Genomic DNA, 17,777 nt, shown 5'->3' on the forward strand with positions numbered 1-17,777 from the left:
CTCGGTCTGGGCCGTCCGGGTGCGTCTGGGACGATGGCGGATGTGACCGAAACGAGCCTTCCGCACGCCACCGTCCGAGACTCGGCCTTCCTGCGGGCCTGCCGACGTGAACCCGTCCCGCACACCCCGGTGTGGTTCATGCGCCAGGCGGGTCGTTCGCTGCCCGAGTACCGCAAGCTGCGCGAGGGCACCGCGATGCTCGAATCGTGCATGCTGCCGGACATGGTCACCGAGATCACCCTGCAACCGGTGCGCCGGCACGGCGTGGACGCGGCGATCTTCTTCAGCGACATCGTCGTTCCGCTCAAGGCGATCGGCGTCGACCTCGACATCAAGCCCGGCGTCGGCCCCGTGGTCGCGAACCCGATCCGCTCGCGCGCCGACCTCGCGCAGTTGCGCGACCTGACGCCGGAGGACGTCCCCTACATCACCGAGGCGGTCGGCCAACTCGTCGGCGAGCTCGGCGGCACACCGCTGATCGGCTTCGCCGGCGCGCCGTTCACCCTGGCGAGCTACCTCGTCGAGGGCGGTCCGTCGAAGAACCACGAGCGCACCAAGGCGCTGATGTACGGCGACCCGCAGCTTTGGGCCGACCTGGTGGACCGGCTCGCGCAGATCACCTCGGCGTTCCTGAAGGTGCAGATCGAGGCGGGCGCGTCGGCGATCCAACTGTTCGACTCGTGGGCCGGCGCGCTGTCCGCCGCCGACTACCGGGCGTCGGTGCTGCCGGCCAGCACGAAGGTGTTGGCCTCGGTGGAGCACTACGGCGTGCCGCGGATCCACTTCGGCGTCGGCACCGGGGAACTGCTGCGCATGTTCGGCGAGGCCGGGGCCGACGTGGTCGGCGTCGACTGGCGCATTCCGCTGGACGAGGCGGCGGTCCGGGTGGGGCCGGGCAAGGCGCTGCAGGGCAACCTGGACTCGGCGGTGGTGTTCGCGCCGTGGGAGGCGGTGCGCACCAAGACCGACGAGGTGCTCGCCGCCGGCCGCGCGGCCGAGGGGCACATCTTCAACCTCGGGCACGGCGTCCTGCCGAACACCGACCCCGAGGTGCTCACGCGCATCGTGGCGCACGTGCACGAGGTCAGCGCGCGGTAGGGGCGCTCGCGTCGAGCGCCGGCGGGGTCGAGGCGACCTCGGCCGGCGCTCGCGAGGCGGCTACGGTCGCGGCTCGGGCGGCTCCTGCGGGGTGGTGGGGGTCGGCGGCTCGGGGTCGGCGGACGCGATCGGCGCAGTCGATGGATTCGGCGGAGTCGGCGGGGTCGGCGCGGACGGGCCGAGCCAGGCCGGTGCCGGGTTGCGGGTGCGGTGCCGGGGGCGCAGCCGGCGCAGTCGTCGGCCCGTGAAGCGGTCGAGCAGCCACACCGCGACCAGGATCAGCGCGAACGGGAAGACCGCGGCCAGCACGATCGCGATCACCCGGCCGGTGCCGGCGAGGCCGTGCCAGCCCGCCGACCACGCGTCGCCGATCGCGCCGGTGAAGCCGTCGTCGTCCTCGGGTTCGGCCGCCGCCTGTTTCGGGTCGCTGCCGATCGTGATCGTGATCGTCGACAGGTCGGTCTGCGCGGTGAGCGCCTGCTGCCGCTTGAGCAGCGACTCCAGGTCCGCCTCGCGGCGGGTCAGCTCGCTCTCCAGGGTCACGATGTCGGCGATCGTGGCGGCCCTGTCCATCAGTTGTCTGGTGCGCTCCACGCTGCGGCGCTGCGATTCGATCCGACTGTTCACGTCCACGACCTCGTCGGTGACGTCCTTGGCGGTGCGCTGCCGATTGAGCACCTTGCCGATCCGACTCAGCTCGTCCAACGCCCGGTCGAACTCGGCCGGCGGGACCTTGAGGGTGAGCGTGGTGGTCGCGGTGTCCGTCCTGCTCGCGTCCCGATCGCTCGAGCGGGTGGTGCGTTCGTCGGTGACCAGGCCGCCGCGTGCCCGGGCGACGGCCTGTGCCTCGGCGGTGGCGCGATCGAGGTCGGGCACCCGTACCCGCAGGTCGCCGGTCAGCACCACCTTGCGCTGCCCGGCGGCCGGGTCGACGGCCGGGCTCGGGGCGGTCTTGCCGCCGGGCGCCGCGGGTGCCGCCTCCGCTGCGCCCGCCGCCGGCTTGGATCCGGATCCGGAGCGGTCCTTGTCGCCCGAACCGTCGCCGCTGCATCCGCCCACCGCCAGCACCGCGGCCACCGCGGTCGCGAGCACCGGTCCTGTGCGTCTCGCGTGTCGTGCGCTCATCCGGGTCCCCCCTCGAGGTCGGTGATGGGACGGTGTCGACCCGCGACCGGTTCCGTGCCCGGGACAACGCTCGTGAGAAGGTGCGGTGTGGACAGTTCGCCGGTGGAAAACGGTCGTCATGTCGTCGTCGTGGGTGGCGGAATCGCCGGTCTCACGGCCGCCTGGGTTCTGCTCCGGGACGGCGGTCCGGGGCTGACCGTCACGGTGCTCGAGGGCTCCGCCCGGGTCGGCGGCAAGCTGCGCGTCGGTACGATCGCCGGCGTCGCGGTGGACGAGGGCGCCGAGTCGATGCTGGCCCGGCGCACCGAGTCGATCGACCTCGCGCGCGAGGTCGGTCTGGCCGCGGACCTGCGCCCGCCGAGCACCGCGACCGCGTCGCTTTGGACGCGCGGCGCGTTGCGGCCGATGCCGCGCGGGCACGTGATGGGCGTGCCCGGCGACCTGGAACCACTGGCCGCGAGCGGGGTGTTGTCGCCCGCGGGCCTGGCCCGGATCCCGCTGGACCACGCGCTGGCGCCGCACCGCTACGAGGACGACGTCTCGGTGGGCCGCTACGTCGCCGAGCGGGTCGGCCACGAGGTGGTGGACCGGCTGGTCGAGCCGCTGCTGGGCGGGGTGTACGCGGGCAACTCCTACGACATCTCGCTGGCCGCGGCGGTCCCGCAACTGCTCCCGTTCGCGCGCGGCGGCGGGTCGCTGGTCGCGGGTGTGCGCGGGCTGCTGGAGCAGGCCGCGCAGCGACCGGGCGGCCCGGTGTTCATGGGCATCCGAGGTGGCGTCGGGCGCTTGCCGGTCGCGGTCGCGGGCGCGGTGGTGGCGACCGGGCGCGGCGAGATCCGGACCCGGACCACGGTGCGCGAGCTGGAGCGCACGCCGACCGGCTGGCGGCTGGTCACCGGACCGACCGACGCGCCGGTGCCGGTCGAGGCGGACGCCGTGGTGCTCGCGGTGCCGGCCGCGCCCGCCGCCCGGCTGCTGCGCCCGCACTCGACGGTCGCGGCGGTCGAACTGTCCTCCATCGAGTACGCCGGAATGGCCCTGGTCACCCTCGCGTTCCGGCGCGCCGACCTGGCCGCGGTGCCCGAGGGCAGCGGGTTCCTGGTCCCGCCGATCGACGGCCGGCGGATCAAGGCGAGCACCTTCGCGTCCAACAAGTGGGGCTGGATCGCCGACGCGGACCCGGAGACGTTCGTGCTGCGCACCTCGCTCGGGCGGGCCGGCGAGGAGGCCGTGCTGCAACGCGAGGACGCGGACCTGGTCGCCGACTCGCTCGCCGACCTGCGCGACGCGATCGGGCCGATGGCCGAGCCGATCGACGCGTCGGTCACCCGCTGGGGCGGGGGGCTGCCGCAGTATGCGGTGGGCCATCTCGGTCGGATCGCGTGCGTACGCGACGCGGTGGAGCGGCTGCCCCGGCTCGCGGTGTGCGGCGCGGTGTACGAGGGCGTGGGCATTCCGGCGTGTGTGGCGAGCGCGACGTCGGCCGCGGCCGACGTGCTGGCGCAGCTCGGGAAGCCGCTCGCGCGCCCCGTGCGCTGAGCCCGGACACCGGGGAGGGAGAATCGAACCATGACGCAAAGCACCGCGGAGAACACCCCGGAACCGGTCGACGCCGCCGCAGCCGTGATCGAGGCCGCGCTCACCGACGACGTCCTGGAGGCCGAGGGCGCCCCCACGCCGGCGCGCCGCAAGGCCCGCGACCTCAACCAGGTGATCAGGTACACGATGTGGTCGGTCTTCCGGCTCCGTGAGCCGTTGCCCGGCGGCCGGGCCGGCCTGGCCGGCGAGGTCGAGCAACTGTTCGAGCAACTGCTGGACAAGGACGTCGTGGTGCGCGGTACCTACGACGTCTCCGGCCTGCGCGCCGACGCGGACATCATGATCTGGTGGCACGCCGAGGACTCGGACTCGCTCCAGGAGGCGTACAACCGCTTCCGTCGCACCGGGCTGGGGCGGCTGCTGGAGCCGGTGTGGTCGAACATGGCGCTGCACCGCCCGGCCGAGTTCAACAAGAGCCACATCCCGGCCTTCCTGGCCGACGAGACCCCGCGCGACTACGTCGCGGTGTACCCGTTCGTGCGCTCGTACGAGTGGTACCTGCTGGAGGACGACGAGCGTCGTCGGCTGCTCGCGGAGCACGGGAAGATGGCGCGCGGCTTCCCGGACGTGCGGGCCAACACGGTGCCCTCGTTCGCGCTCGGCGACTACGAGTGGATCCTGGCCTTCGAGGCCGACGACCTGCACCGCATCGTCGACCTGATGCGACACCTGCGCGGTTCGGAGACCCGTCGGCACGTGCGCGAGGAGGTGCCGTTCTACACCGGTCGCCGGCACCCGGTCGGCGAGCTGCTCGCCGGTCTGGCCTGAGCCACCCCCGTGCGGCGGTCGGGCGGCACGATCGGCCCGACCGCCCCGGGGAGCCCGTACCTAGGACGAGCTACTCGAACACGAGGACCCGCTCGAACACGAGGACCCGCCGGAGCACGAGGATCCGCTCGAACAGGACGAGCCGCTCGAACACGAGGAGCCCCCGCTCCCGCCGCACGAGGAGTTCCCGCCGCACGAGGCGTGGTGGCCGTGCGTGTGGTGGCCCTGCCAGTCGGGGCCGTGCTGGTGGTGCCCGTGCGGGTGGTGCGGGCCGTATCCGTCGAACGGGGGCGTGCCCGGCAACCACTGGCCGGGAGGCGGGCCGGAACCAGGGCCGGGGCCGAACGGCGAGCCGCCGGGCGGCCACCCGCCGCCGGGCCCGTACGGCCGGCCGAATGTGCGGCGCATCCGCAGCCGGGTCGCTCGCCGGATCAGCACGGCGACCGCGATCCAGAGCGCGACGACGAAGATCACCGGTAGCGCGAAGAGCCAAGCCACGATGCCCACCCCCTGTGCGTGATGCCTGCCCGTATGTGCCCGTCCGTCAGCTATCCGTCGCGCGTCCACGGGCGACGTCCCAGCCGCGCGCGCACCCGGCCCCACCGGGACGGCTCGCGCGCGATGAACACCCCGGCCAGCGCGGCCGGCAGCGCGTCCCGCTCCCACAGGTGGGCCGCGAAGGCGTGCACGTCCGCGCGGGTGCCGCCGTCCGCCGGCTTCGGGTGCACCAAGGCCCACGTGATGAACTCGCCCGGCCAGCGCGGGCCCAGGGCCGTCGCCAATTCGGGCACCGCGCGCAGCGCCGAGTCGCGCCGCTTGGCGGCCAGCGCGCGGGCCTGTGCGCGCACCCGGTCCGGATCGAAGCCGGCCGGCGTGGGCCCGCCCGCGACCAGCGCCGCGAGCAACTCGCTCTGCTGCCGGGCCAGCCGCTCGCGCGCGCTCACGAGCGCACCGCCGCACGCTCGACCACCGCGCGGATCGCGGCCAGTTCGGCGGCCATCTCGCCGGCCGGCGGGAAGTCGGAATCGCGCTCCAGCAACACGCGCGGCGGCGGGCGCAGCGCGCACAACATCTCCAGCACTTCGAGGATCGGCGCGGTCACCGGGTGCGCGTGCGTGTCGTGCCACAGGCCACCGCGCTCGACGCCACCGGCGACGTGCACGTACTCGACCGCCTCCAGCGGCAGTTCGGCCAGCGCGGCGGCCGGGTCCAGGTCGTGATTGACCCGCTCGGTGTGCAGGTTGGCGACGTCGATCAGCAGGCGCACGCCGGTGCGCTCGACCAGTTCGGTCAGGAACCGCGCCTCGCTCATCTCGTTGCCGGGCCAGCACAGCAGCGTCGCCGGGTTCTCCAGGGCGAGTGGGACCGGCAGCGACTCCTGGGCGATCCGCACGTTCTCCACGACCACTTCGAGTGCGTCCCGGGTCATCGGCGCGGGCAGCAGGTGGCCGGCCTCCATGCCGCCCGCGCGCACGAACGCCAGGTGTTCGCTGACCAGCGGCGAACCCAGCGCGTCGGCGACCTCCGCCAGACGGGCCAGTCGCGCCGGGTCGGGCCGGTCCGCGCCCGCGAGTCCGAGGCCGACCCCGTGCGGGATCACCTCCACGCCCCGCGCGCGCAACACCCGCAACGACTCCGGCAGGTGCCCCGCACACACGTTCTCGGCGACCACCTCGACGAAGTCGACGCCGGCCAGGCGCTCGACGGTCAGGTCGATCTCCGGCCGCCATCCGATTCCCACCGCTGTCCGCATACGCCCAGCATGACGGGCCCGTCCCGGTCCGAAACAGGCGGAGTTCCCTCGGTTCGCCCGGTGCCGCGATCCCCGGGCGGGAACCCCGGTCGGGCGCTACCCGCCGCAGCCGTCCGCGGTGCCGCCGCAGGAGCCCGCCCGGGCGCCCTGCGGGGACGCGCAGGACGTGCTGCCGCACCACGCCGAGTCCGGGTCCCGGTTGCCGGGGGCGGGCGCGTTGCGGCGGAAGATCTGCTTGACCACCGGGTCGGGGAAGCGGTCCAGGCCCCACAGCGCGACCGCGCCGATCCCGTCGGCGCCCAGCGCCGCCACCGCCGCCTCGTCCCGGCGCACCCGGATCAGCCGGCGCGCGGTCGGCGCGGTGGGCACCACCCGCTCACCGAACACGCCGAGCAGCAGCAGGCCCGCGACGCAGGCCTGGACACCGATCACCGCGAGCAGCAGGCCCACCCACGGCAGCGCGCTCGCCGTCCCGTCGTCGGCGCCCACGAAGCCCGCCACGGCGGTGGCCACGCCCAGCGGGATGGTCGCGAACAGCGCCCAGCGGGGCAGTCGGCGCGCCCGCGCGTCCGGCGGCGCGACCAGGCCGTCCGCGAACAGCGAGGCGCCGATCGCCTGGATCTCCGCCGACGCGGCCACCCGCGCGCGCAGTTCGCGCAGCGGCAGGCCGCCGTACTCCTCGTCCAGCACCCGCAGCGGCGCGTCCGGCGCCGCGCCCGGCTCGGGTGTGCGGGCGGCGACCACCTGCCCGTCCCGGCTCACGTGCAGGCCCTCGGTGCCGAGCAGGAGCAGGATCGACACGTCGGCCGCGCGGGCCGCGCCGCCGGACAGGAACGCGTACTCGGTCGGACCCAGTTCGGCCAGGCGCCGTTTGTTCGCCCGCCGGCCGCCGCGCCGGGCGGACCCGATGGCGACGCCGAGCACGAGCGCCGTCCAGACCGAGTACGCGAGGGGTGGCAACCACGGATTCATGGTCCCCAGGCTTAGCGGACGAACACGGTCCGTGTGGGGCGATGTGACCTTTGCCGCACCGCCCGAAAGCACGTTTGACGCGCGCCGCGCGCGACCCCCGCCGACGAGGACGAGGACGAGGACGGTGCCGCGGCCGGGAAGGCCGCGGCGGCGCGGGTCAGACCGCCGGGTCGGGTTCCAGGGTCAGCGAGATGGAGTTGATGCAGTAGCGCTGGTCGGTCGGCGTCCCGTAGCCCTCGCCCTCGAAGACGTGTCCCAGATGCGAGCCGCAGCTCTTGCAGCGCACCTCGACACGGGTCATGCCCATCGAGGAGTCCTCGATGTACTCGACCCGGTCCTCGGCCAGCGGCGCGTAGAAGGACGGCCACCCGCAGTGGCTGTCGAACTTGGTGTCGGAGCGGAACAGCTCGGCCCGGCACGCCCGACAGCGGTAGACGCCGGTCGTCTTGGTCTCGGTGTACTCGCCCGTCCAGGCGCGCTCGGTGCCCGCCCGGCGCAGCACCCGGAACTCCTCGGGGGACAGCTCGGCCCGCCACTGGTCGTCGGTCTTCTCGATTTCGTAGGCCATGTTCACATCCAACACGCAACGGTGCCGCGACGTTCCCCTCGGGGACGTCGCGGCACCGCGGGATGCCCGACCCGGGCAGGCCGGGGCTCAGCGCGGGGCGTTGGCGCGGTCGCGGATCGCGTCCAGGATCTCCGGGCCGAGCAGCGTGACGTCGCCCGCGCCCATGGTCAGGATCAGGTCGCCGGGCCGGGCCAGGCCGGCCACCGAACCCGCGACGTCGGACCAACTGTGCTCGGTGCGCACCAAGCCGCCGTTGTCCAGCGCGGCGTGCGCGATGATGTTGCTGGTCACGCCGGGCTGCGGGTCCTCGCGGGCGGCGTAGATGTCCATCACCACCGCGATGTCGGCGGCGGCCAGCGCGCGGCCCATCTCGACGCCGAGCTGCTGTGTGCGGCTGAACAGGTGCGGCTGGTAGACCGCGATCACCCGGCCGGCGCCCACCGCGCCGCGCGCGGTGGCCAGGTCGGCGGCGATCTCGGTGGGGTGGTGCGCGTACGAGTCGATCACCCGGATGCCGCTCTCCTCGCCCTTGAGCTGGAAGCGGCGGCGCACGCCCTGGTAGTTGCCCAGACCCTCGGCCATCCGCTGCGGCTCGACGCCCAGCGCCAGGCCGACCGCGAGCGCCATCACCGCGTTGGAGGCGTTGTGCCGGCCGGGCACCGCGACGGTGAAGCCCAGCTCGCCGCCGGCGGCCTTGCCGCGCACGGTGACCCGGCTGCTCAGACCGAGCGACTCGATCTCCACCAGGCGCAGGTCCGCGTTCTCGCGCTCGCCGACGGTGACCACGTTCAGCGCCGGCAGGGACACCGCGAGCCGCTCGCGCAGGGTGAGCGCGCCGGCGTCGTCGGCGGACAGCACCAGGGTGCCGCCGGGCACGATCCGGGCGGCGAAGATCTCGAACGCCTCCAGGACGTCCTCCAGCGAGCCGTAGTTGGCGTGGTGGTCCAACTCGACGTTGAGGACGACGGCTACCTCGGGCGCGTACTTGTGAAAGCTGCGATCGCTCTCGTCCGCCTCGGCCACGAAGATGTTGCCGGAGCCGTGATGCGCGTTGCTGCCCGCCTCGTTGAGGTCGGCGCCGATCGCGAAGGACGGGTCCAGACCCAGCGAGGTCAGGCCGACCGCGAGCATGCTGGTCGTGGTGGTCTTGCCGTGCGTGCCGGCGACGGCCACCGAGCGGCGCCCGTCCATCAGCCGCGCGAGCGCGTCCGCGCGGTGCACGATCGGGATGCCGCGCTCGCGGGCGACCACCAGTTCGGGGTTGCTCTCGCGGATCGCGGACGACACGACCACACAGGTCACGTCGTCGGCGACGTTGGCCGCGTCGTGCCCCACGTGCACCGCGCAGCCGAGCTGGCGCAGCGCGAGCACCTGCGTGGAGTCCTTGGCGTCGCTGCCGGACACCCGTGCCCCGCGGATCGCGAGGATCTTGGCGAGCCCGGACATGCCGGCGCCACCGATGCCGACGAAGAACGGGCTGCCGAGGTCGACGGGCTCGGCGGGGGGTGCCATGAAGCGGGCTCCTTCGGGTCGTGGGACCCGAGCGGTTCGGCGCGGGCTCCCCGCGATTGTGTCAGCCCAGATCGTGTGCGAAGAGCTTGAGCACCGGGACACCCACGTTCTGCCGGGCGCGCGAGGCCCAATCGCGGTGGAAGACCTCTTCGATGAAGTGCGGGTCGGTGAGCACGATCACCTCGTCGGCGTCGTGCCGCTCGACGATCTGCTTGAGCGTGTCCAGCGGGTCGCGCCCGGGGGTGGTCTCGCCGACCGCGTTCGCGCCGATCGCGCGCAGCGCCGCCACGCTCGCCTCCAGGGTGCGCCGGGCCGCGTTCGCGCCGTCGTCCGGGCCGGGCCGGTCCTCGATGTCCTCGGCGGCCTCGTCCAGCCGGACCAGCGCCACGTCGTCCAGCGCCTGGAGCAGCTTGCGATGGTCGGCCTTGCCGGGCAGGACCACCACGAAGGAGGTCTCGACGCCCTCGTGCAGGCTGGTCACGAACTTGACGTCCGCCTCGTTCAGGACCTTTTCGACGAGCAGCACGATCGTGTACACGCAACACTCCCTTGATCCACGTGAGCCGGCCGCCGGGCCGGTGTCTGAGCCCCGTCTGCCCGGGAGACCACCCTCCCACTCTCCCGATGGGCGACCGCCCCGCGACCGCCCGGTGACCGCTCCGCTACCGCCTGCGACCACTCGGGAGTGCCCGGGGACGCCCGGGACGATCACTCAGGGGCGGACGTAGCGGGCGAACAGCGACCCGTCCTCCTCCAGCAGCGAGATCGGGCGCATCGACAACCCGCCGGTCAGTCCGGGGCCCGCCAGGATGCGATCGGAGGGGCCCGCGGTCAGCAGCGGGCTCACGGTCAGGCACAGCTCGTCCAGCCGACCGCACGCGGCGATCTGGGCCAGTACGTGCGGACCGCCCTCGGTGAGCTGGCGGGTCAGCCCGCGCGCGGCCAGCGCGTCCAGGGCGCTCGCGAAGTCCACTCCGTCCCGTCCGGCCCGGAGCACGTCGCCGTACTCGGCCGCCGCCGCCAGGCCCTCCGGCCGGGCGTTCTCGCAGGTGATCACGATGGTCGGGGTGATCGCCTCGGTGAACAGCGGGCTGGTGAAGTCGATGGCCAGGCTGCGCGAGACGACCGCGATCACCGGTGCCGGGAGCTGCCCGGCGGCGGCCCGCGCGGCGGCGTAGGCGGGCTTGGGCCGCGGCGGCCGATAGCCCTCGTTGCGCACCGTGGACGCGCCCACCACGATCACGTCGGCCAGTCCGCGCAGCACGCCGAACACGCGCTTGTCCGCCGGTGAGGACAGGCCCGCCGACAGGCCGTCGGGGGCCTGTGCGGCGCCGTCCAGGCTGGCCACCATGTTCGCCCGCAGCCAGGTCCGACCGGGCGGATAGGCGTACGCCTCGACGAGGTCGACGTCGGGCTCGGCGGGGGCGCTGGGCACAGGAAGGAGACGGCGCATGCGACCGAGTTTTGCACGCGTCGTAGGCTTGATGATCGTGTCCGTGCCCCACGTCGTGTCGCTCACCCGGCGTCAGCCCAGCGTCCCCGCCGACCGTCTCGTCGCCGAGATGGTTCCGCCGCCGCGCTTCGGCGACGTGCGCTTCGATACCTACATCCCCGATCCGAACCAGCCCGGGCAGGCCGCGGCCGTGGTGCGCCTGGAGCGGTTCGCCGCCGAGCTCAACGGCGACGGCGGGAACGGGAAGCGACGCTGGTTCCGCCGCGAGCGGGTGACCGGCCCGAGCGGGATCTACCTCGACGGCGGTTACGGCGTCGGCAAGACGCACCTGCTCGCGTCCCTGTGGCACGCCGCCCCCGGGCCCAAGTCGCTGTGCACGTTCGTCGAGCTGACCAACCTGGTCGGTGCGCTGGGCTTCCGCCACACCGTCGAGGCGCTGTCCGGGCACCGGTTGTTGTGCATCGACGAGTTCGAGCTGGACGACCCGGGCGACACCGTCCTGGTCTCCACGCTGCTCGGCAAGCTGGCCGACGCGGGCGTCAAGCTGGCCGCGACCTCGAACACGCTGCCGGACAAGCTCGGCGAGGGGCGATTCGCCGCGCAGGACTTCATGCGCGAGATACAGGGACTGTCCGCGCGCTTCGAGGCGCTGCGCATCGACGGCGAGGACTACCGGCACCGCGGCCTGCCCGCCGCGCCCACGCCGGTCGAGGACGACATGGTCGGCGCTGCTGCCGAGGTTGCGCCCGACGGCGCCGCGCTCGACGACTTCCCCGATCTGCTCGCCCACCTGGCCGGCGTGCACCCCAGCCGCTACGGCGCGATGCTCGACGGCGTCACCGGGATCTTCTGGCGTGGTGTGCGCCCGGTCGGGGACCAGGCGACCGCGCTGCGCCTGGTGGTGCTCGCGGACCGGATGTACGACCGGGAACTGCCGATCGTCGCCTCGGGTGTGCCGTTCGACGAGTTGTTCACCGAGGAGATGCTGGCCGGCGGCTATCGCAAGAAGTACCTGCGCGCGGTATCGCGCCTGGTGGCGATGGCGCGCGACGGCGCGGGGCGCGTCCCGACGCACTGACCGAAGCCGCCGCGTGAGGCCCGGGATCGGCCGTGCGCCGCGCGGGTGTTGTCCGTGGGCGACCGGTATGCGGGTGAGGCATCATCGGAGCCGGGTCCCGACGACGCGGAGGCAACGCATGGCGAAGAAGGCCGAACGCAAGAGTGCCGGCAGGGCCGACCGGGACTCGAAGGGGCAAGCCCCGGTGGGCTTGGGCGAGACACCGGAGGGCAGGACCGCCGCGAAGGCGGCCAAGGCTGCCGCCAAGGGCGCCAAGGGTGCCAAGGTGCCGAAGGCCGAGAAGACGCAGAAGGCCGGTAAGCCTGCCGAAGCCACAAAGGCCCCGAAGGCCCCGAAGGCCACGAAGGCCGAGAAGGCGCTGAAGGCCGAGCGTGAGCGCCTTGCCGAGCAGGCCAAGGCGGCCCGCAAGGCGGACAAGAAGGCCGCCAAGGCCCGGGAGGCCGCGGCCGAGCGCGAAGCGGCCGAGGCGGCCGAGGCCGCGAAGGCGGCCGGGAAGCGCGCGAAGAAGGCCGCCAAGCAGGCGGCCGAGCGGGCCGAGGCCGAGCGCGCCGCCGCCGAGGCACTCGGCTTCCCCACGGGTGGGCTCGAATCCGGTGGGCTCGAAGCGGGCGGCCCGGCGGCGGTCGGGCTCGAAGCGGTCGAACTCGAGACGCTCGTCGAGGAGCGGGCCGAGGCCCCGAACGCCGTCGAGCCCGCGGCCGGGCCGCCCCGGCTTCGGGTCGTCGCCGAGCGGCCCGTCCACGTCCCCGATCGTCCCCGGACCGACATACCGTCCGTCCGGGCCGCGCTGCGCCCGACCGGCGGCCCCGTCGACCTGAGCACGATCGACCCGCGCGCGACCCCGGCCTTCACCGGCGACAAGGCGGACGCGCTGGCCGACATCGCCGCGATGGGCCCGCGACTGGCCGAACTCCAGGAGAAGTTGTACGCGCAGGCAGTGGCCGGCGGTGCGCGGCGCCGGGTGTTGCTGGTGGTCCAGGGCATGGACACCTCCGGCAAGGGCGGCACGGTCAAGCACGTGATCGGCCAGTTCAACCCGTCCGGCTGCCACATCCACGCGTTCAAGGCGCCGACCGAGGAAGAGCTCGGGCACCCGTTCCTGTGGCGGATCCGCAACCACCTGCCGGGACCCGGTCTGATCGGTGTGTTCGACCGCTCGCACTACGAGGACGTGCTGATCGCGCGCGTGCGCAACCTGGTCCCGCGGCAGGTGTGGGCGCGCCGCTACGGCGCGATCAACCGGTTCGAGCAGGGGCTGGCCAAGGACGAGGTGACCGTGGTCAAGGTCTTTCTGCACATCTCGCCCGAGGAGCAGAAGGTGCGCCTGCTCGCGCGGCTGGACAACCCGGACAAGCACTGGAAGTTCAACCCGGCGGACATCGACGAGCGCGCGGTGTGGCCGCAGTACCGAGCGGCCTACGAAGCGGCGTTGGAGAAGTGCGACCTCGACGCGGCTCCCTGGTACGTGGTCCCCTCGGATCGCAAGTGGTACCGCAACTGGGCGATCAGCCGGCTGCTGCTGGAGCACCTCACCGAGGTGGACCCGCGGTACCCGCCGGGCACCTTCGACGTCGAGGCGGAGCGCAAGCGGCTGCTCGACACGTGAGCACGATCGCGCGCGGGTCGGATCGGATCCGGGACGACCCGCGCGCACGCCGACGGTTCTAGCGTGACCCCACGCGTACCACCGCGACCGAGGTCGCGGGCAGGCGCAGCGTGGTGCCGACCAGGCCCCGGCGGATCTCCGCGCGGTCGTCCCAGGCCGCGACGATCTCGGCCGCTCCGGTGCCCATCGGCAGCGTCGCGGGCTGCTCGGCGAGGTTGACCGCCGTACGGAACGCGCCCCGGTGCACCATCAGCCAGCCGGCGGTCTCCTCGAAGCTGACCTGCACCCGGGTCAGGTCCGGATCGGTCAGGTTCTCCCACTCCCGGCGCAGCGCGATCAGCCGCTTGTACCAGGCCAGCAGTGCCGCGTGCGGGGCGCGCTCGCGCTCGTCCCAGTCCAGGCACGAGTCGCGCACGGTCTGTGGCGACTGCGGGTCCGGGATCTGCGCGGCGTCCCAGCCGTGCGAGGCGAACTCGGCGCGGCGCCCGCCCCGCACCGCCTCCGCCAGCGCGGGATCGGTGTGGTCGGTGAAGTACTGCCACGGCGTGGACGCGCCCCACTCCTCGCCCATGAACAACATCGGGGTGAACGGCGAGGTCAGCACCAGCGCCGCGCCCGCGGCCAGCAGCGCCGGCGGCAGCGTGGCCGAGATCCGGTCGCCGGTGGCCCGGTTGCCGACCTGGTCGTGGGTTTGCAGGTAGCCCAGGAAGCGGTACGCGGGCATCCGCGAGGTCGGCACCGGGCGGCCGTGCGTGCGCTCGCGGAACGAGGACCACGTGCCGTCGTGCAGCCAGACCCGGGTGAGCGTCTTGGCGAGCGTGCCCATGGACCCGAAGTCGCCGTAGTAGCCCTGCCGTTCGCCGGTGAGCAGGGAGTGCAGCGCGTGGTGGAAGTCGTCGCTCCACTGGGCCTGGACGCCCATCCCGCCGCTCTCGCGCGGGGTGACCACGCGCGGGTCGTTCAGGTCCGACTCGGCGATCAGGAACAGCGGCCGGCCGGTCGAGGCGGCGAGCTTGTCCACCGCCTCGGACAACTCCTCGAGGAAGGGCACCGCGCGGTTGTCCGCGAGCGCGTGCACCGCGTCCAGCCGCAGCCCGTCCACGTGATAGTCGCGCAGCCACATCAGCGCGCTGGCGACCAGGTAGGCGCGCACCTCGTCGGAGCCGGGGCCGTCCAGGTTGACCGCCCAGCCCCACGGCGTCTTGTAGCGGTCGGTGAAGTAGGGCCCGAAGCGCGGCAGGTGGTTCCCGGACGGCCCCAGGTGGTTGTGCACCACGTCCAGGATCACGCCCAGGCCGTGGTTGTGGCAGGCGTCCACGAAGCGCTTGAGGCCCTCCGGGCCGCCGTAGGGCTCGTGCACCGCCCAGGGGCACACGCCGTCGTAGCCCCACCCGTGTTTGCCCGGGAAGGCGGACACGGGCATCACCTCGACGTGCGTGACGCCCAGGTCGACCAGGTGCCCGAGCCGCTCGATCGCCGCCGCGAAGGTGCCCTCGACGGTGAAGGTGCCGATGTGCAGCTCGTAGACCACCGCGCCGGGCAGCGGCCGGCCGGTCCAGGCCTGGTCGGCCCACGCGTACGCGGCGTGGTCCACCACCCGGCTCGGGCCGTCCGGACCCTGGGGTTGCCACGGCGAGCGCGGATCGGGCAGCGGTGTGCTGCCGTCGATCACGAACGCGTAGTCGCTCCCGTGCACCGCGGCCGGCACGTCCGCCTGCCACCACCCGGGCCGGTTCGCGTCCCGCATCGGCTTGCGCCGGCCGTCGACGACGACGTCGAGGGACGACGCTTTCGGAGCCCAGACCTCGAACCTGACCACGATGGTTGTGTCCTTTCCGGGAACGTGCGGGCGAACGTGGCGACGGGTGGCGGCGGATGCGAGGCGCCGCGAGCGCGGTGCGGCCGGTTCAGCCGCGGGTGAGCAGGGCCACCGGCAGGTTCTCCAGGATGTGCCGCAGCCGGGCCTGGCCGGTGTAGGTGTCGCCGGTGAGCGCGTCGACCCAGCGGCCCGGCGGCAGCGGGAGCAGTGCGCCGCCCCAGCCGCCCTTGGCCGCGAGACCGGCCGGCAGTCGGGTCGCCACGGTGATCGCCTCGCCGCCGCGCACGAACGCGATCGCGTAGTCGGCCTCCTTGCCGCGCGCGAGCAGCGGCTCGTAGGCGCCGGCGAACCAGGTCGGGTGCTCGCGCCGCAGCCGCAGCGCGGCCGAGGTGACCTTGAACTTGAGCGCGTCCAGCGGGCCGTGCTCGCGGCCGAAGTCGACCGGGGCCCGGTTGTCCGGGTCGACCAGGGTGTACAGCGCCAGTTCGCCGCCCTGGTAGACGTCCGGCACGCCCGGCATGGTGAGCTGGACCAGCTTGGCACCGAGCGAGACGGCGCGTGCGGGGCGGTCCAGGTCGGTGACGAATTCGGCGATGTCGGCGGTGAGTTCCTCGTCCGCCAGGACGGCGCGCACGAACGCCTCGCTCGCCTGTTCGTAGTCGGGGTTCGGGTCGGTCCAGGTGGTGGCCCGGGCCGCCTCGCGCATCGCCTTGCGCAGGTAGGCGACCGCCCGGTCGGGGCTCAGCGGCCACGCGCCGACCAGGGTCTGCCACAGCAGGTAGGTGTCGTAGCCGTCCGGCCCGAAGCGGAACTCGGAGCGGTGCGGCCGGGACCAGTCGTTCCACGTGTGCACCCGCTCGGCCCAGTCCTCGGGGACCTCGGCCAGCACCGCGAGCCGGGCCCGCACGTCCTCGCTGCGCTTGGTGTCGTGGGTGCTCAGCGTGGTCATCGTGGTCGGCGACATCCGCGCGCACGCGGCGTGGAAGCCGGCGATGTCCAGGCCGATCGCGTCCGGCGCGCCGCCGACCTCGTTCAGCGAAGTCAGGCCGTACCAACGGTAGAACGCGCGGTCCTCGACTCCCTTGGCCGCGAGCGCCGCCGCCACCTGGCCGAAGCGGGTGCCGAACTCGCCGTCGGCCAGCGCGAGTTCGGCGATCTCCCGGGCCGCTTCGGAGACCTGGCCGGGGACGCCGGTGAGGGCGCGGGCCATCGCCGCGATCGATGCGGGGCCGCCGCCGGGGTAGGGGCGGTAGGTGGGGAACGCGGCCAGCAGCGGCGGCAGCGCGCGGCCGATGTCGCCGGCGCCGGCGATCGGTTCGAGTCGGTCCAGGGCTCGTCGCAGCCGGGCGAACTCGGTGGCCAGCCCACCGTCGAGCACCTCGGCCCTGGCCTCCTGCGCGAGATAGTCGAAGCCCTCCCGGACGCCGGTCTGCTCGCGGTGCAGCGCGCGCAGCGGCTCGGCGCCCTCGGGGTCGGTGAACAAGGAGTCCACCCGGCGCAGCGCGTCGTATCCGGTGGTGCCGTCGCAGGCCCAGTCGTCGGCGAGCCGCTCGTCGTCGGCGAGGATCTTCTCCACCACGATCCACGCGTTCGGCGCGGCGGCGCGCAGCCGGTCCAGGTACGCGCGCGGGTCGGCGAGCCCGTCCGGGTGGTCGATCCGCAGCCCGTGCACCAGGCCCTCGTTGAGCAGCCGCAGGATGGTCTCGTGGGTGGCCGAGAAGACCTCGTCGTCCTCCTGGCGCAGCCCGATCAGGCCCGCGATGGTGAAGAACCGGCGGTAGTTGAGCTCGGTGTCCGCGCGTCGCCAATGCGCGAGTTCGAAGTGTTGCGCGGCGAGCAGTTCCCCGAGCGCGAGCTTGTCGGTGCCGGCCCGGAGCGGGAACTCGTGGTCGTGGTAGCGCAGCACGTCGCCGTCCACGACCAGCTCGTCGGCGACCTCCTCGACGGGTCCGCCGAGCACGGGCAGCAGTACCCGGCCGTCGTGCCGCGTCCAGTCGATGTCGAACCAGCGGGCGTAGGGCGAGTCCGGCCCGTCCCGCAGGGTCTCCCACAGCGGCCTGTTGAGCGACTCGGGGGTGGGCACCGCCATGTGGTTGGGCACGATGTCCACCACGATGCCCAGGCCGTGCGCGGCGGCCGAGGCGGCGAGCTCGCGCAGGCCGTCCTCGCCGCCCAGGTCGGCGGACACGCGCGAGTGGTCGATCACGTCGTAGCCGTGGGTGGACCCGGGTACCGCCTGCAGGATGGGCGACAGGTGCAGGTGGCTCACCCCGAGCGAGGCGATGTAGGGCACGGCGGCGGCGGCGTCGGCGAACCCGAAGGCGGGTTGCAGTTGCAGCCGGTAGGTGCCGCTGGGGACACGCGAAGGCGACGAGGTCATGCGGACAAGCTTCCCCGGAGGACCACGCGCTACCACCCGCCGGGGT

13 protein-coding genes and 1 pseudogene are annotated in these 17,777 nt (G+C 73.6%); 5 read left to right on the forward strand and 9 right to left on the reverse strand.

Features of this window, described 5'->3' with window-relative positions; translation table 11 throughout:
* Positions 1 to 33: 33 nt before the first annotated feature.
* Positions 34 to 1,098 carry a uroporphyrinogen decarboxylase gene (gene hemE / locus ACWCPW_RS35625; protein ID WP_449765708.1) on the forward strand — a complete coding sequence of 355 codons (1,065 nt, stop codon included), beginning with the start codon at positions 34 to 36 and terminating at the stop codon, positions 1,096 to 1,098.
* Positions 1,099 to 1,158: 60 nt separating this feature from the next.
* Here the strand turns inward: hemE and ACWCPW_RS35630 are convergent, their stop codons facing one another.
* On the reverse strand, positions 1,159 to 2,223 hold the full coding sequence (locus tag ACWCPW_RS35630; protein ID WP_449765709.1) for a DUF4349 domain-containing protein: 1,065 nt from the start codon (positions 2,221 to 2,223) through the stop codon (positions 1,159 to 1,161).
* Between the two features lie 24 nt (positions 2,224 to 2,247).
* Here ACWCPW_RS35630 and hemG point away from each other — a divergent pair, with 24 nt between their 5' ends.
* Positions 2,248 to 3,762, forward strand: a complete 1,515-nt coding sequence (hemG, locus tag ACWCPW_RS35635; RefSeq protein ID WP_449765710.1) for a protoporphyrinogen oxidase — start codon at positions 2,248 to 2,250, stop codon at positions 3,760 to 3,762.
* Between the two features lie 30 nt (positions 3,763 to 3,792).
* Positions 3,793 to 4,590, forward strand: coding sequence for a hydrogen peroxide-dependent heme synthase (gene hemQ / locus ACWCPW_RS35640; protein WP_449765711.1), 798 nt, complete (start codon positions 3,793 to 3,795; stop codon positions 4,588 to 4,590).
* A 548-nt stretch (positions 4,591 to 5,138) separates the two neighbouring features.
* On the opposite strand, the pseudogene ACWCPW_RS35645 reads toward hemQ, so the two are convergent.
* The 6 genes and pseudogenes from ACWCPW_RS35645 to ACWCPW_RS35670 all read right to left on the reverse strand — a co-directional run bounded on the left by ACWCPW_RS35645 (position 5,139) and on the right by ACWCPW_RS35670 (position 10,848).
* Positions 5,139 to 6,343: pseudogene (locus tag ACWCPW_RS35645) on the reverse strand (DUF692 domain-containing protein).
* A gap of 96 nt (positions 6,344 to 6,439) precedes the next feature.
* Entirely contained in the window at positions 6,440 to 7,315 is an 876-nt protein-coding gene (locus tag ACWCPW_RS35650) for a TIGR04222 domain-containing membrane protein (RefSeq protein ID WP_449765712.1), read from the reverse strand.
* Positions 7,316 to 7,472: 157 nt separating this feature from the next.
* Positions 7,473 to 7,883: a peptide-methionine (R)-S-oxide reductase MsrB gene (gene msrB, locus ACWCPW_RS35655; RefSeq protein WP_449765713.1), complete on the reverse strand. Its 411-nt coding sequence runs from the start codon at positions 7,881 to 7,883 to the stop codon at positions 7,473 to 7,475.
* An 87-nt stretch (positions 7,884 to 7,970) separates the two neighbouring features.
* A complete protein-coding gene (gene murC / locus ACWCPW_RS35660) occupies positions 7,971 to 9,395 on the reverse strand; it encodes a UDP-N-acetylmuramate--L-alanine ligase (RefSeq protein WP_449765714.1) in 1,425 nt (474 codons plus the stop codon).
* A gap of 61 nt (positions 9,396 to 9,456) precedes the next feature.
* Entirely contained in the window at positions 9,457 to 9,933 is a 477-nt protein-coding gene (locus ACWCPW_RS35665; protein ID WP_449765715.1) for an indole-3-glycerol phosphate synthase, read from the reverse strand.
* A 174-nt stretch (positions 9,934 to 10,107) separates the two neighbouring features.
* Complete coding sequence (locus tag ACWCPW_RS35670; protein WP_449765716.1) at positions 10,108 to 10,848, reverse strand: pyrimidine reductase family protein; 741 nt, start codon at positions 10,846 to 10,848, stop codon at positions 10,108 to 10,110.
* Positions 10,849 to 10,879: 31 nt separating this feature from the next.
* Between ACWCPW_RS35670 and zapE the strand changes: the two genes are divergently transcribed.
* Together zapE and ACWCPW_RS35680 are read left to right on the forward strand one after the other, a co-directional pair.
* Positions 10,880 to 11,926, forward strand: coding sequence for a cell division protein ZapE (gene zapE / locus ACWCPW_RS35675; RefSeq protein WP_449765789.1), 1,047 nt, complete (start codon positions 10,880 to 10,882; stop codon positions 11,924 to 11,926).
* Between the two features lie 766 nt (positions 11,927 to 12,692).
* Complete coding sequence (locus ACWCPW_RS35680; RefSeq protein ID WP_449765790.1) at positions 12,693 to 13,532, forward strand: PPK2 family polyphosphate kinase; 840 nt, start codon at positions 12,693 to 12,695, stop codon at positions 13,530 to 13,532.
* A 58-nt stretch (positions 13,533 to 13,590) separates the two neighbouring features.
* Here ACWCPW_RS35680 and treZ read toward each other — a convergent pair whose 3' ends face one another.
* Both treZ and treY read right to left on the reverse strand, forming a co-directional pair.
* Complete coding sequence (gene treZ / locus ACWCPW_RS35685) at positions 13,591 to 15,351, reverse strand: malto-oligosyltrehalose trehalohydrolase (RefSeq protein ID WP_449765717.1); 1,761 nt, start codon at positions 15,349 to 15,351, stop codon at positions 13,591 to 13,593.
* Between the two features lie 88 nt (positions 15,352 to 15,439).
* Positions 15,440 to 17,731 carry a malto-oligosyltrehalose synthase gene (gene treY / locus ACWCPW_RS35690; protein ID WP_449765718.1) on the reverse strand — a complete coding sequence of 764 codons (2,292 nt, stop codon included), beginning with the start codon at positions 17,729 to 17,731 and terminating at the stop codon, positions 15,440 to 15,442.
* Between the last annotated feature and the right edge of the window lie 46 nt (positions 17,732 to 17,777).

The sequence above is a fragment of the Embleya sp. NPDC001921 genome (assembly GCF_053594475.1).